Source organism: Streptomyces prasinopilosus (assembly GCF_001419695.1).
Lineage (GTDB): Bacteria > Actinomycetota > Actinomycetes > Streptomycetales > Streptomycetaceae > Streptomyces > Streptomyces prasinopilosus.
This window is the reverse complement of record NZ_LIRG01000124.1, coordinates 1-13,411: the sequence shown is the minus strand read 5'-3', so window position 1 is coordinate 13,411 and position 13,411 is coordinate 1. Positions and strand designations below refer to the sequence as shown.

Genomic DNA, 13,411 nt, shown 5'->3' with positions numbered 1-13,411 from the left:
CCTCGGCGTCGTCGGTGCCGTCCGCGCCGGTTCCGGTCTCCTCGTCGAAGGGCCCGTCCGAGGATCCGTCCGGGGACTCGTCCAGGGCCCCGGCCAGGGCTTCGTCCAGGGCCGCGTCGTCCCCGGACCCCGCCGTGTCCTCCCTGTCCTCTCCGTCCTCCCTGGCCTCTCCGCCCTCCCTGGCCTCTCCGTCCTCCGCGTCCTCCGCGTCCTCTCTGGCCTCTCCGCCCTCCGCGTCCTCTCTGACCTCTCCGTCCTCCGCGTCCTCCCTGGCCTCTCCGTCCTCCGTGCCGTCGGAGTCCCCCGTGCCGTCGGAGTCCCCGAGGGCCCCCGCGTCCCGGATGTCCACGGTGCCCCGGTAGGCGGGGCCGGAGTCCTCCGGGCCGTCGCCGGTCACCTGCTCCAGCTCGACGACGCCCTCGTCGAAGGCCTCCGAGACCGCCTCGAGGGTCTTCGGCGGCGGCCCGTCGGCCGGGTCGCAGAGGACCGAGACGGTGACGGTGCCGCCCGGGGCCGCGCTGCCCGGACTGACCTCGGCGGACGGATCCGCGGACGCGGCCGGCGCGAGCACGCCGAGGACGGTGCCGACGGCGGCGGCCAGGGACAGGGCACGGGCGGTGCGGCGCATGGTGCGGGCTCCTTCGGGCGACGGCCGGGGCCACGGCGTCCCGTTCGACGGCCGCGGGGGTGGTCCCGCGCCGACGGGGCGCGGGGTCGCGCCCCTCGTCCATCAGAGCCCTCCGGCCGCCGCGTCGCGCGCGCCCGGGCACCATTCGCGGGACGGGCACGCCCGAGCGGGTGAAGCCGGTGCGCGAGGACGTGCGCCCGGTGGGTCAGGGGCTGCCGGGAAGCCCGCCCGGGCCCGGCGGGCCGGTGTGCGCCACGGCCGGGGCGCCGGCCCGGGGGCCCGCCTCCCGCGGTGCGGGGACGCCGTCGGGGGCCCGTTCGCGCACGCCGGGCAGCAGAAGGTCCTCGTAGCGGTCCAGCATGAGCAGGACACCGAGCATGAGCGAGGGGACGAGCAGTGCGAGCACCACCATGGCGGTCCCTTCCCAGGAGGCGGGTGGAGGCACGTGCGGGTGAGGCACCCGGGTCTCCCGCCGCCCCCGGGGCAAACCGGCGGTGCGCGACCCCGGCGGGCAGGGACGGCGATCCGGCCGGTGAACCCCGTGTCGTCCTCCGCCCTCCGGGTACGCGGTCCGCACCCCCGAACCACCTGGAGGGAAACATGCAGCGAGGCAGCGGTCGGCTGAGTGCCCACCGCGACGACGAGATGAAGCACGAACTGCAGGGTCTGCTCAGGTCGGGGCGCCCCACCCGGACCGAGGAGTGGAACGATCCGGAGCCGTCCGCCGAGGACGACCCGGAGGTGGCGCACGGCCCGGTGACGCCGGGACGCGCGCCGACGTCGCTGGAGTCGGTGCGCCTAGAGCTGGCCAGGATCCTGACCCGGGGGGCGTTCCCCGCGGGCCCGCGCGAGCTGATGCGCACCCTGAGCCGGCGGCACGCGCCCGACACACTCGTCGAGGCGCTGGAACGCCTGCCCCGACGGGCCCACTACGACAACGTGCAGGAACTGGCCGAGGCGCTGACGCGGACCCGGGAGACGGAGAACGCGTAGGGGCCCGCCGACCCCCTGCACCATCACGTGATCGCGCGAACGACGTGTACGAAAGGACAGAACCCCTCATGCGTATCGCATTTCTCGTCGCACCCGAAGGAGTCGAGCAGGTCGAACTGACCGAGCCGTGGCAGGCGGCCGTGGACGCAGGTCACGAGCCCGTGCTCGTGTCGACGCAGTCCGGCAAGATCCAGGCGTTCGACCACCTCGACAAGGCGGACACCTTCCCCGTGCAGGAGGTGGTCGGCGAGACGACCGCCGACGCCTTCGGCGGGCTGGTGCTGCCGGGCGGGGTGGCGAACCCGGACTTCCTGCGCATGGACGAGGCGGCCGTCGCGTTCGTGCGGGACTTCTTCCGGCAGGGCAGGCCGGTCGCCGCGATCTGCCACGCGCCCTGGATCCTCGTGGAGGCGGACGTGGTCCGCGGCCGGGAGCTGACCAGCTGGCCCAGTCTCCGGACCGACCTCCGCAACGCCGGCGCCACCTGGGTCGACGAGCAGGTGAAGGTCTGCGACCACGGCCCCGCCAAGCTGGTCACCAGCCGCAAGCCGGACGACCTCGAGGCGTTCTGCGAGACGTACCTCGACGTCTTCGCCGCGGAGGCGAAGGAGGCCTGAGGCGGGGACGGCGGCCGGCCCGGCGGCAGGACGTCCGGTCCCGGCGGCCGCCGGGCCGCCGGGGCCGGGCCGGCCGTCAGGTGCCCGGGGCCGCGGGGCTCGCCGTGTCCGTGTCGCCGCGCTCCCGGGCTCCCGCGCGGGTGCGGCCCGCCGCGATCCAGCGGTGGGGGTTGCGGCGCACGTACTCGCCCTCCAGCTGGGCCATGCGCTCGTTGTGGGCCCGCAGCGCGTCGTTGGAGGCGTGCAGCAGGGTGTCGTGGCGCGTGCGGTGGATGGTCTCCAGCTCCTTCATGAGCTGCTGGTCGTCCAGGCGGTTCGGCTCGACTCCGGTCATCGTGTGCCCCGCTCGTCGTGTGCGTCCTGCGGTCCGGGTACCCGCCCGGGAAGGCCACGGGCCCCCGCGTCCCTGCATCCACTCTACGAACATCCCGGGCGCCGGGCCCGTCCGGCTACCGGGCCCGTCCCGCGGACCGGGCCCGTCCGGCTACCGGGCCCGTTCCACCCTGCGTTCGTCCCACACCGGTTCGGGGGTCTCCCGGACCCTGCCGTCGCTGCCGAAGACCAGGTAGCGGTCGAAGGAGCGGGCGAACCAGCGGTCGTGCGTCACGGCCAGCACTGTGCCCTCGAAGGCCTCCAGACCCTCCTGGAGCGCCTCCGCCGACTCCAGGTCCAGGTTGTCCGTCGGCTCGTCGAGCAGCAGTGCGGTGACGCCCCGCAGCTCGAGCAGCAGGATCTGGAACCTGGCCTGCTGGCCGCCGGAGAGGCGGTCGAAGCTCTGCTCGGCCTGGCCGGTCAGTTCGTAGCGGCGCAGCCGGGACATGGCGGCGCCCCGGTCCTGGGCGTGCTCCTTCCACAGGATGTCCAGGAGGGTGCGGCCCTCCAGTTCGGGGTGGGCGTGCGTCTGCGCGAAGTGTCCGGGGACGACCCGGGCGCCGAGCCGCCAGGCGCCGGTGTGGTCCACGTCGTCCCCGGCGAGCAGGCGCAGGAAGTGCGACTTGCCGGAGCCGTTGGAGCCGAGCACGGCGACCCGTTCGCCGTAGAAGACCTCCAGGTCGAAGGGTTTCATCAGGCCGGTGAGTTCGAGCCGCTCGCAGGTGACGGCGCGGACTCCGGTCCGTCCGCCCCTCAGGCGCATCGTGATGTCCTGCTCGCGCGGCGGCTCCGGCGGCGGGCCGGCCTCCTCGAACTTGCGCAGCCGGGTCTGCGCCGCCTGGTACCGGGACGCCATGTCATGGCTGACGGAGGCGGCCTGACGGAGGTTCAGCACGAGCTTCTTCAGCTGGGCGTGCTTCTCGTCCCACCGCCTGCGCAGTTCCTCGAAGCGGGCGAACCGTTCGCGGCGGGCCTCGTGGTAGGTGGCGAAACCGCCGCCGTGCACCCAGGCGTCGGCGCCGGCGGGACCCGGTTCGAGGGAGACCACGCGCTGGGCCGCGCGGGCGAGCAGTTCCCGGTCGTGGGACACGAACAGCACGGTCTTGCGGGTCTGTTCGAGCCGCTCCTCCAGCCAGCGCTTGCCCGGCACGTCGAGGTAGTTGTCGGGCTCGTCGAGGAGCAGGACCTCGTCGGTGCCGCGCAGGAGCGCCTCGAGGACCAGGCGCTTCTGCTCGCCGCCGGAGAGGGTGCGCACCTGGCGCCGCTGGGCCCGGTCGTAGGGGACGCCGAGCGCGGCCGTCGTGCACACGTCCCACATCGTCTCGGCCTCGTAGCCGCGCGCCTCGGCCCAGTCGGCGAGGGCCTGCGCGTACCGCATCTGGGCGCTCTCGTCCCCGGCGGCGTGCAGCGCGTGCTCGGCCTCGTCGACGGTGCGGGCCGCCTCGCGGACGCGGGGCGCGGCGACGGAGACGAGGAGGTCGCGCACGGTCGTCGCGTCCCGTACGGAACCCACGAACTGGCGCATGACGCCGAGACCGCCGCTCACCGTGACCGATCCGCCGTGGGGCTTCAGTTCGCCGGCCAGGAGGCGCAGGAGGGTCGTCTTGCCCGCGCCGTTGGGGCCGACCAGGGCCATGACGGCCCCCTCCCCCACCCGGAAGGACACGTCGCCCAGGAGTGCCCTCCCGTCGGGAAGGAAGTACTCCAGATGCGCGGCTTCGAGATGACCCATGGCAGGCATTGTCCGGGGCGTCGACGCAGGTGGCAAACCGTTTTGTCCAGCGGGGCCGGAGTGTTCTCCGCACCCTCGCGCTCCCATGATGTGAGACGCGCATCTCATCATACGGCCGGAGCGCGTACGGTGACGGTCGTCCGGGAGAGGCGTACACGACGAGACGGGACGGGTTCACCATGCCGGCACCTCGAGAAACCGCTGTCTACACCCATGGGCACCACGAGTCGGTGCTGCGGTCGCACACCTGGCGGACCGCGGCCAACTCGGCCGCGTACCTCCTCGGGGTGCTGCGGCCCGGCATGCGGATCCTGGACGTCGGATGCGGGCCCGGCACCATCACCGCGGACCTGGCCTCGCTCGTGCCCGAGGGGCACGTCACCGGTCTCGACCGGGCGCCGGACGTCCTGGAGCGGGCCCGCACCACGGCGGCCGGGCGGGGTCTGGCGAACACGTCCTTCACCACGGGCGACGTGCACGCGCTGGACTTCCCGGACGGCACGTTCTGCGTGGTCCACGCCCATCAGGTGCTCCAGCACGTGGGGGACCCGGTGCGGGCACTGCGTGAGATGGGGCGGGTGACCAGGCCGGGCGGGTACGTCGCCGTCCGGGACGCGGACTACGCGGCGATGACCTGGTATCCCCCGTCCCCGGGCCTGGACGACTGGCTGGAGCTGTACCGGCGGGTGGCGCGGGCCAACGGCGGCGAGCCGGACGCCGGCCGGCGGCTGAAGTCCTGGGCGCTGGCGGCGGGGTTCACGGACGTCACCGCCGGCTCGGGCACCTGGACCTTCTCGACCGGGGAGGAGCGGGCCTGGTGGAGCGGTCTGTGGGCGGACCGCACGGTGGAGTCGGCCTACGCCGGGCGGGCCGTCGAGCAGGGGCACGCCACCGGGGGGCAGCTCCGGGCGGCGGCACGGGCCTGGCGGGAGTGGGGCGCGCGGGACGACGGCTGGTTCAGCGTGCTGCACGGAGAGGTCCTGTGCCGCAAGGAGGCGTGAAACCCGGATTCCGGGCCATCAGAACGGCAGGAGGTGGGCATCATGGTTCCCGTTCTGCTCGTTCTGCTCCTGGCCCTGGTCCTTTTCGGTGCCGGTTTCGCGGTGAAGGTGCTCTGGTGGATCGCCCTGGCGGTTCTCGTCGTGTGGCTGCTGGGATTCCTCATGCGCGGCACGACGGCGGGCGGGGGCAGGGGCCGCTGGTACAGGTGGTGAGGCGGCGGTCACCCTCGTGACGCGCGGTGTCCGTGCCCGGGGCCCGGTGGAGGCGACGTCCTCCCCGGGCCCCGGGCGTTCCGGTCCCGCTCAGTCCCGCGGCAGCAGCGGCCCGAGCGGCCCGAGGTCCAGATTCAGGTCCTCGGGCCGCAGGCCGTAGCGGTCCCGCAGTTCCGCCATGCGCTCCTCGAGCAGCATCAGGGTGAGTCCGATGCGCTCCTCCTGGTCCTCCGTCAGGTCCCCCTCGTCGAAGCGGCGCAGTGCCTGGCGCTCCATGAGCTGGCGCAGCAGTTCCACGACGGTCAGCACCAGTTTGACCAGGTCGCGCTCGACCGTGTCCGGCTCCAGGTCGAGCCGGTTGCGCCGGCCGTCCCCCTCCCCCCGGCCGCTCCGGGCACTCCGGGCGCTCCCGTCTCCGTGCGGATCGGCGTGCGGGCCGGGGCGGGGGTCGTCCGGGCCGGTCGTCAACGCGACTCCTCGAAGGGCGACGGGACGTTCGCGTTCACCGAGCTGATGAGCGCGTTCAGGTCGATGCGGACCAGGTCGACGTCCGCGATGCGCAACGTGATGTCACCGGTGATGACGACGCCGCCGGCCAGGAGCCGGTCGAGCAGGTCCACCAGGGCTATCTCGCGGCGTTCGACGACGGTCATGTCCCCTCCCCCGTCGCCGACTCCTCTCCGGCGAACGAGTAGGCCGCCCAGGGTCCGGTGAGTTCCACCCGTATCCCGGGCTCCCCGTCCCTCGTCCGTTCGACCGTTTCCACGAACTTCTCGGACTCCGACCGCGGCACGAGATAGGCCGCGTTCAGCACGTTGCGCCCCGAGGCCCCGGAGAGCGTGGGGTTCTGCGGTGCGTGCAGCCGGGAGTCCTCGGCGCAGCCGGACAGCGTCTCGTGCAGCCGGGTCGAGAAGGCCTCGGCCCGCTGCCACAGGTCGTCGTGCGATTTCGTCTGCAGACGCCGCTGGCGCAGGTAGTCCCGGCCCGACGCGGGCCTGCGCGGGGGCGGGGCGGCGGCGGTGTCCGGCGCCCGCTCCGCCTCGACGAAGACCTTCACGCCCCATTCGATCCGGCCGTCCAGCCTCTCCAGCGTCCGCAGGAAGCCCTCCTCGCGCGCCTCCATCATCGTCCGTACGCCGCTGTCGTCGCGGAACACGGTGCCGAGCCGCAGCGGCAGCGGCGTCGTGACGGTGGTGAGCGCGTCGATGACGCCCTGGTGGGCGCGGGCGACCGCGGTCAGCCAGTCGAGGTCCTCCAGATGCGCGCGGAGGGGCTCCTCGGCGAAGTCCGCCTCCGGCACGTGGCTGACGACGGCCACCAGGCCGTGGTGGGTGAGCAGCCGGGGCGGATCACCCGCCACACCGGCCAGCTGCGCCTGGAGCGGAGTTCCGAAGGGCCGGCAGACGGCGTAGACGTACCGCAGTCCGGTCACGGGGCCTCCCTGTGTGGACGGTCGCCCTCCCGCCGGCGGGGGGTGTCCCGCCGGCGGTCGGTCTCCTGCTGACGGTCGGTCTCCTCCTGGCGGCCGGTCTCCAGGGAACGGCCGTCCTCCCGGCGGCGGTCGGCCTCCAGGGGGCGGTCGCCCTCCAGCGCGGCCAGTCGCTCCCGCAGCTCGGCGTTCTCCCTGGCCAGTTCGGAGCGGCGCGCCCGCGAGGACAGCGCCGGGTCCGTCTCCCACCAGTCGATCCCCATCTCCTTCGCCTTGTCGACGGAGGCGACGACGAGGCGCAGTTTGATGGTGAGCAGCTCGATGTCGAGCAGGTTGATGCGGATGTCGCCGGCGATGACGATGCCCTTGTCGAGGACCCTCTCGAGGATGTCCGCGAGGTTGGCGCCGCTCCCCTGACCGTACGGCTCAGGGAAGCGGCCGGGTGTGGTCATCGCCGGCTCCCGCCTTCGGCGTACTCGGGCTCGTACTCGCCTTCCTCCTCCTCTTCCTCTTCCTCGTAGGCGTCCTCCGCCGGTTCCCCGTCCTCTTCCTCGTCCTCGTGGGCGTCCTCGGCCGGCTCCCCGTCCTCCGCGACCTCGTCCGCCTCCTCGTCCGTCTCCTCGTACCCGGCCTCCGGCTCCTCGCCGTCCTCCGGCTCCTCCTCGTCCTCCGCCGGCTCCTCGTCCGCCTCGTCCTCGTCCTCGTACTCGGCCTCCGGCTCCTCGCCGGTCTCCTCGTCCTCGCCGGTCTCCTCCTCGCGGGAGGCCTCCTCCTCGGCGACGGCGTCCTCGTGGCTGCGGACCACTTCCCCGTCCTGGATCTCGCCGCGCCAGCCGTCCTCGGCCTCGCCCTTGAACGTGATGAAGCGGGCGAAGTTCTTCAGGTCGAGCCGGGCCCGGCGGCCCTGGGCGCGCCAGATGTTGCCGGTCTTCTCGAACAGGCCGGCGGGGTAGTACTCGATGACCAGGAGGACCCGGGTGAGGTTTTCGGCGAGCTCGTGGAAGGAGACGACGCCCTTCGTGGTGCCCTTGGCGCCCTCGGAGGACCAGACGATGCGGTAGTCGGGGACCTGCTCGGTGGTCTTCGCCTTCCAGCTGCGGTTGGACCAGAAGACCTTCAGCTGCCAGTCCGAGGTGGTGTCGTCGCCCTTGTCGGCGCTCTTGACCCCCTTGGCGAAGGTGCTGAAGTCCTGGTACTGGGTCCACTGGTCGTAGGCGGTGCGCAGCGGAACGCCGACATCGATGTGCTCGATGATGACGGTGGGCTTCTTCCCCGCCGAGCGCTTGCCCTTGCCCTTGCCGCCCAGCAGACCCTTGAAGGCGCCCATCACGTTGTCCTTGATGTGCGAGGCGCCCAGTTCGACGGCGCTGCGCAGAGGGCTCTTGCCCTCGGCGAGTTTGCGGCCGCCCTCGAGTGCCAGCTTGGCGAACCCGGGGCTGTTGCCCTCGGCGATGTCGGTGAGCTTGCCGGTCGTCTCGCCGAGCTTGCGGCCGACGCCGGTCAGCATGCGGGTGGCCTGGGCCGCGAGGTAGTCCTGCAGTTCCGCCTTGAGGCGGTCGGCGGCCTCGCTGTGGGCCACGTCGGCGAGCGGGTTCTTCGAGCCCCCCTCGCGTGCGGCTGAGCCGAGTGTCCCGGCCATCACTCACCGCCTCCCTTCGACGTGCGCGAGCGGGTGCCCCGGGACGCGGCCGTCCGCGCGGCCGTGGTCTTCTTGGCCGCCGTCTTCCTGGCGGCCGTCTTCTTGGCCGCGGTCTTCTTCGCGGGTGCCTTCTTCGCCGGGCTCTTCTTCGCCGGGGCCTTCTTGGCCGCTTCCTTCGAGGAGTCCTTCTTCGGCTGCTCCTCGCCGTCCGGCTCGTCCTCCCCGGTGTCCTCGTCGTACTCGGCGTCCTCGTCGTCGTACTCGTCGTCGGCCTCACGGTCCGACCGGCGGCCCGCACCACTCAGCTGGTCGCGCATCTCGGCGGTGCGGCCGTGCAGCTTGCCGGCGAGGGTGTTGAGCTGCCGTTCCACGAGGGCCCCGGAAGCCGCTTTGCCGGCACCGCGCAGGTCCCCGCGCAGCTGGTCCCCCAGCTCCTTGAACTGCGGGTTGTTCCGCAGCTGCGTGGACACCAGGTCCCCGATCATCTTCGGGCTGAGGTTGAGCTTCTTGCCGGCCACCAGGCCGCCGACGGCGACCGCCATCTTCAGTTTCTTCGTCCGTCCGAGGAAGTATCCGGCCCCTATCGCGAGGCCGAGTGCCGTTCGGTTCATCGTGGTGCCGTCCCGTCCCCTGTCGCGCCGTTGCGCGTTGCGGTCTCCAAGCGGTCGAGGAGTGCGTCCTCCTGCTGGTCGAACTCCTCCTCGGTGATCTCTCCGGCCTCCAGCTGCTCTTCGAGCCGCGCCAGTTCGGTACGGATCGTGGCGGGGTCGTAGTAGATGCGTTCCGCCTCGCGGAGCACCTGCTGGATGGCCCAGCCGCTGCCGCGCACGGGTGCGAACGGCAGCAGCAGCACCTCGGAGATCAGGCCCATGCCGTCACCCCGCTCCGACGTCCGCCCCGCCGGCCGTGGTACCGGCCGGTTCGGCCGGGCCGGGTTCCACGAAGCTGTACGGCGGCAGCGGACCGTTGAGCCGCACCTCCAGGTGCGGCATGTCCTCGCGGACCCGGTCCACGGCGGCCATGAAGTCGCCGGCCGCGTCGCGCTTCACCAGGAAGGAGACGTTGGCGAGCCAGCCGGTGGACTCGGGGCCCACGCTCACGGCGTCGGCCGCCGGTTCCAGGGCGCGCTGCACGGCGGCGCCGTCCTCGGTCTCCTGCGCCCTGACCGCGCCGGCGACCATCTCACCGAGACGGATCTTGTCGTCGTAACTTCCGCCGCCGGCCCTCCGGTTGGCCTCCGCGAGGGCGCGGACCTCCGGGTTGGCCGCCATCACGTGGTGCAGGACGGCTTCCTCGACGTGATTGGCCTTGACGTTGTACTCGACCCGGCCGTCCAGCGCCCGCAGGCGCTCCTCGTAGTGCTCGGCGCGCTCGGCGAGGACGTCGGTGACGGAGGTGTCGTCGGGGGCGACGCTGCCGAACCGCATCGGCAGCACGCAGCCCTCCGCACCGACCTCGCCCAGCACGTTCTGGTGGGCGAGCAGTTCCCTGCGCTTGGGGCGCAGCCCCTCGGGGGCGTCGCTGACGACGGCCGCCAGGCCGCCCGCCCGCAGGACGCGCAGCGGGTTCTCCCCCACGCCGTTCAGGTGCTCGGGGAGGGCCGGGTGCTCACCGGCGACGATGCCGTAGACGTACGTGCTCACTCCTGCTCCTCCTTACGGCGTGACGAGGTGGTCTTGCGGGCGCGCGGACGGGACTCCTTCTCCCGTTCGGAGCCTTCACCGCGTGCCTGCTGGAAGGCGTCGGAGATGGTTTCGGCAGCGCCGGACAGCGCGCCCTTGGACTTGCCGCGGGCGCCGGACTCGGTCATCTCGCCGACCAGGTCGGGCAGACCCGGGTCCTTGCGCGGTCCGGACTCCAGGTCGAGCCGGTTGCACGCCTCGGCGAAGCGCAGGTAGGTGTCGACGCTGGCGACGACGACACGCACGTCGATCTTGAGGATCTCGATGCCGACCAGGGAGACCCGCACGAATGCGTCGATGACGAGCCCCCTGTCCAGGACGAGCTCAAGCACGTCGTAGAGGCCGCTGCTGCCGCCTCCACCGCCGGACTGTTGTGCCGGTACGACTGTCATGCCGACTGTTCCTCCATTTCCGTGAGTGTGTGGGGGAGCGAATCCGGGCGGGCGGCCTACTGGCCGCCGGACCTGCGCGCGTCGGCCCGTCCTCGCTCGTAGCGGCGGACCCGGCGGTAACCGGTGAGCTGGCCGTCCGGGTCGAGCTCCACCTGGTAGCTCGCCATCAGGCTCATCGTGTCCGGTACGCGCTCGAGTTCGAGGACCTCGATCTCCAGCGCCCACCCGTCCTCGGTCTGCTCGAAGGACGACACGGACTCGGCTTCCATGCCGGTGAGCTCCGCGAGCTGTCCGCGCGCCTGGCGCAGGACCTCCATCGGGCCCGGCCGCTTGTTCGTTCTGGTGTTTTCCGTGGACTTGCGGGATCCGCGGGACTCCTGCTCTTCCTGTGAATCCCTGGATTCTTCTGTGTTCTCTGTGTTCGCCATGGGCACCTCCTCCTCCGTGTGGCCGCAACGCTGTTCGCCAAACCTCCTGGGGTTCACCCGATTGCCGTAGCCGGGTCGCGCCTCCGTTCCCCCGGCCCGGACGGCCGGCCCCGCAGTGCCTCCAGCCGTCGGCGCGCCGGGCCCAGGGCGCGGCCCCGGCGCGGCAACCCGGCCCAGGGGTCGGTGCGCAGCTGGTCGAGGGCGTCGGCGACGGTCCAGCGGCGGGCGTGCAGTTCCGAGTCGTCCAGCTGGTCCCGGGAGAAGGGGGTCGCGACGGGGGCGCCGGGCAGGGCGCGGACGGTGCAGGGCGCGACCGCGGTCTGCGCGTAGGCGTTGCGCTGCACGTCCAGGTAGAGCCGGTCGCCGCGGTCCTTCTTGCGGGCGGCGGTGGTGAGCCGGTCGGGGTGGGCCTCCGCGAGGGTGTCGGCGACCTCGTGGGAGAAGGCCAGCACCTCGTCGACGTCGTGGTCGCCGGCGAGCGGCACGATCACGTGGAGGCCGCGGGAGCCGGTGGTCATCAGGGCCGAGGGCAGGTTCAGCTCGTCCAGCAGCTCCCCCAGCAGGCGGGCCGCCTCCCGGACCGTCCCGAAGTCGTCCCGCGAGGGATCGAGGTCGAAGACCAGCCGGTCCGGGCGGTCGATCGCGCGGCCGGGGCCGGCCCGGGACAGCCAGCGGTGCAGCGTGATGCTCGCCTGGTCGACGAGATAAAGCAGGGTCGCCGTGTCGTCGCACACGGTGTGGCACACCGTGCCGCCCTCCTTGGCGACCTCGACCCGGGTGATCCACTCCGGGTAGCTCGCGGGGGTGTTCTTCTGCATGAAGGTGGGCCCGCCGATGCCGTCCGGGTGCCGCTCCAGCATCAGCGGGCGGCCCCGCAGGTGCGGCAGCATGAAGGGGGCGACGGCCCGGTGGTAGTCGACGAGGTCGCCCTTGGTGTACTCCCGGGCGCCCCCGCCACCGGGGAAGAGCACCTTCCGCGGCCGGTGGATCCGCACGGTGCGGCGCCCGGCCCGTACCGTCCGCGCGGTGTCCTCGGCGCTCACGGCACGATCGCCTGCTCCACCAGCAGCCGCCCGGCCGCCGCGATCGACTCGGCGTCGATGCCGGCGGCGTGCAGCTGTTCCGCGGGGGAGGCCGAGCCCGGCATGGTGCGCACGGCGAGCCGCACCAGGCGCGGTACGGGCCGGCCGTCGGTGAACGCCTCGAGGACCGCGTCCCCGAGGCCGCCCTCCGGATGGTGGTCCTCCACCGTCACCAGGCAGCCGGTCTCCTCGGCGGCCCGGTGCAGGGTGTCCCGGTCCACGGGCTTGACCGAGTACAGGTCGATCACCCGTACCGCGATGCCCTCCTCCGCCAGCGCGTCCGCGGCGGCCAGTGCCTCGTGCACCGTGACGCCCGCCGCCAGCAGCGTCAGCCGGTCCTGCCGCGAGGAGCGCAGGACCTTGCTGCCGCCGATCGGGAACTCCTCGTCGGGGCCGTAGATCACGGGGCTCTCGCCGCGCGAGGTGCGCAGGTACCGGATGCCGTCGAGGTCCGCCATCGCGGCGACCAGCCGCGCGGTCTGGTTGGCGTCGCAGGGGTGGAGCACCGTGGAGCCGTGCACCGCCCGCATCATCGCCAGGTCCTCCAGGCCCATCTGGCTGGGCCCGTCCTCTCCGATGGCGACCCCGGCGTGCGAGCCGACGAGGTTGACGCCGGCGCCGCTGATCGACGCCATGCGGATGAAGTCGTGGGCGCGGGTCAGGAAGGCGGCGAAGGTCGCGGCGTAGGGCACCCAGCCGCGGGTCGCCGTCCCGACCGCGGTGGCCACCAGCTGCTGCTCGGCGATGTAGCACTCGACGTAGCGGTCGGGGTGCTCCTTGGCGAAGAACTCCGCGCGCGTGGAGTCGCCGACCTCCCCGTCCAGGACGACGACGTCGCCGCGTACCGTGCCGAGGGCGGTCAGCGCCTCGCCGAAGGCGTTTCGCGTCGCCACTTCCTCGCCCTTCTCCCACCGGGGCGGTTCGGCCTGCCCGGTGGACACGGTGTGCGGCGTGCCGGCGGGCGGCTCCGGTACCCGTACGCGCAGGTCGCGGGGGCCGCCCAGCTCGGCGATCGCCTCGTCGGCCCCCGGCAGCGGCTTGCCGTGCATCCCCTCGCGGTCCTGCACCGCCTCGACGCCCTTGCCCTTGAGGGTGCGGGCGAGGATCACGGTCGGCTGCCCCTTGGTCGAGACCGCCTCGCCGTACGCCCGGTCGACGGCGTCGACGTCGTGCCCGTCCACCTCCACGGCGTGCCAGCCGAAG

At 72.9% G+C, this 13,411-nt stretch carries 19 protein-coding genes and 1 pseudogene; 4 read left to right on the top strand and 16 right to left on the bottom strand.

What is annotated here, in order from left to right:
- Positions 1-628, bottom strand: a 628-nt coding sequence (locus tag AOK18_RS06590) for a hypothetical protein (protein WP_055693686.1), incomplete at its 3' end; no start/stop codon positions are given.
- Positions 629-833: 205 nt separating this feature from the next.
- Positions 834-1,040, bottom strand: coding sequence for a hypothetical protein (locus AOK18_RS06585; protein ID WP_055693685.1), 207 nt, complete (start codon positions 1,038-1,040; stop codon positions 834-836).
- Between the two features lie 188 nt (positions 1,041-1,228).
- Between AOK18_RS06585 and AOK18_RS06580 the strand changes: the two genes are divergently transcribed.
- Complete coding sequence (locus tag AOK18_RS06580) at positions 1,229-1,621, top strand: DUF2795 domain-containing protein (protein ID WP_055570469.1); 393 nt, start codon at positions 1,229-1,231, stop codon at positions 1,619-1,621.
- A 68-nt stretch (positions 1,622-1,689) separates the two neighbouring features.
- The gene (locus AOK18_RS06575; RefSeq protein WP_055570468.1) at positions 1,690-2,238 is read left to right on the top strand and encodes a type 1 glutamine amidotransferase domain-containing protein; all 549 of its coding nucleotides are present in this window, start codon (positions 1,690-1,692) and stop codon (positions 2,236-2,238) included.
- A gap of 76 nt (positions 2,239-2,314) precedes the next feature.
- On the opposite strand, the pseudogene AOK18_RS35090 reads toward AOK18_RS06575, so the two are convergent.
- Together AOK18_RS35090 and AOK18_RS06565 are read right to left on the bottom strand one after the other, a co-directional pair.
- A pseudogene (locus tag AOK18_RS35090) lies at positions 2,315-2,598 on the bottom strand (DUF6158 family protein); the annotation flags it as partial.
- 124 nt (positions 2,599-2,722) lie between these two features.
- Entirely contained in the window at positions 2,723-4,342 is a 1,620-nt protein-coding gene (locus AOK18_RS06565) for an ABC-F family ATP-binding cassette domain-containing protein (RefSeq protein ID WP_055693684.1), read from the bottom strand.
- A gap of 179 nt (positions 4,343-4,521) precedes the next feature.
- On the opposite strand from AOK18_RS06565, the gene AOK18_RS06560 reads away from it, so the two are divergent.
- Together AOK18_RS06560 and AOK18_RS06555 are read left to right on the top strand one after the other, a co-directional pair.
- Positions 4,522-5,343 carry a methyltransferase domain-containing protein gene (locus AOK18_RS06560; RefSeq protein WP_055693683.1) on the top strand — a complete coding sequence of 274 codons (822 nt, stop codon included), beginning with the start codon at positions 4,522-4,524 and terminating at the stop codon, positions 5,341-5,343.
- A gap of 42 nt (positions 5,344-5,385) precedes the next feature.
- On the top strand, positions 5,386-5,556 hold the full coding sequence (locus AOK18_RS06555; RefSeq protein WP_055693687.1) for a hypothetical protein: 171 nt from the start codon (positions 5,386-5,388) through the stop codon (positions 5,554-5,556).
- 90 nt (positions 5,557-5,646) lie between these two features.
- Here AOK18_RS06555 and AOK18_RS06550 read toward each other — a convergent pair whose 3' ends face one another.
- The 12 genes from AOK18_RS06550 to AOK18_RS06495 all read right to left on the bottom strand — a co-directional run.
- Positions 5,647-5,904, bottom strand: coding sequence for a gas vesicle protein K (locus tag AOK18_RS06550; protein WP_055570471.1), 258 nt, complete (start codon positions 5,902-5,904; stop codon positions 5,647-5,649).
- 116 nt (positions 5,905-6,020) lie between these two features.
- A complete protein-coding gene (locus tag AOK18_RS06545) occupies positions 6,021-6,209 on the bottom strand; it encodes a gas vesicle protein (protein ID WP_055570463.1) in 189 nt (62 codons plus the stop codon).
- A complete protein-coding gene (locus tag AOK18_RS06540; RefSeq protein ID WP_055570462.1) occupies positions 6,206-6,988 on the bottom strand; it encodes a GvpL/GvpF family gas vesicle protein in 783 nt (260 codons plus the stop codon). Before AOK18_RS06540 ends, AOK18_RS06545 begins: the two co-directional genes overlap by 4 nt.
- The gene (locus tag AOK18_RS06535; RefSeq protein WP_055570461.1) at positions 6,985-7,437 is read right to left on the bottom strand and encodes a gas vesicle protein; all 453 of its coding nucleotides are present in this window, start codon (positions 7,435-7,437) and stop codon (positions 6,985-6,987) included. Before AOK18_RS06535 ends, AOK18_RS06540 begins: the two co-directional genes overlap by 4 nt.
- Positions 7,434-8,624 (bottom strand): SRPBCC family protein, encoded by a 1,191-nt coding sequence (locus AOK18_RS06530; RefSeq protein ID WP_055693682.1) that lies wholly within the window; start codon positions 8,622-8,624, stop codon positions 7,434-7,436. Before AOK18_RS06530 ends, AOK18_RS06535 begins: the two co-directional genes overlap by 4 nt.
- Positions 8,624-9,235, bottom strand: coding sequence for a hypothetical protein (locus tag AOK18_RS06525; protein ID WP_055570459.1), 612 nt, complete (start codon positions 9,233-9,235; stop codon positions 8,624-8,626). Before AOK18_RS06525 ends, AOK18_RS06530 begins: the two co-directional genes overlap by 1 nt.
- Positions 9,232-9,495 (bottom strand): gas vesicle protein GvpG, encoded by a 264-nt coding sequence (locus AOK18_RS06520; RefSeq protein ID WP_055570458.1) that lies wholly within the window; start codon positions 9,493-9,495, stop codon positions 9,232-9,234. Before AOK18_RS06520 ends, AOK18_RS06525 begins: the two co-directional genes overlap by 4 nt.
- Before the next feature lie 4 nt (positions 9,496-9,499).
- A complete protein-coding gene (locus tag AOK18_RS06515; RefSeq protein ID WP_055570457.1) occupies positions 9,500-10,267 on the bottom strand; it encodes a GvpL/GvpF family gas vesicle protein in 768 nt (255 codons plus the stop codon).
- Entirely contained in the window at positions 10,264-10,698 is a 435-nt protein-coding gene (locus AOK18_RS06510; RefSeq protein WP_055570456.1) for a gas vesicle structural protein GvpA, read from the bottom strand. Before AOK18_RS06510 ends, AOK18_RS06515 begins: the two co-directional genes overlap by 4 nt.
- Positions 10,699-10,754: 56 nt before the next feature.
- Entirely contained in the window at positions 10,755-11,126 is a 372-nt protein-coding gene (locus tag AOK18_RS06505) for a gas vesicle protein GvpO (protein WP_074993995.1), read from the bottom strand.
- A gap of 53 nt (positions 11,127-11,179) precedes the next feature.
- Positions 11,180-12,169 (bottom strand): non-homologous end-joining DNA ligase, encoded by a 990-nt coding sequence (ligD, locus tag AOK18_RS06500; RefSeq protein ID WP_055693681.1) that lies wholly within the window; start codon positions 12,167-12,169, stop codon positions 11,180-11,182.
- On the bottom strand, positions 12,166-13,411 hold a 1,246-nt coding region (locus AOK18_RS06495; RefSeq protein WP_055693680.1), incomplete at its 5' end, for a transketolase. The genes ligD and AOK18_RS06495, both read right to left, overlap by 4 nt.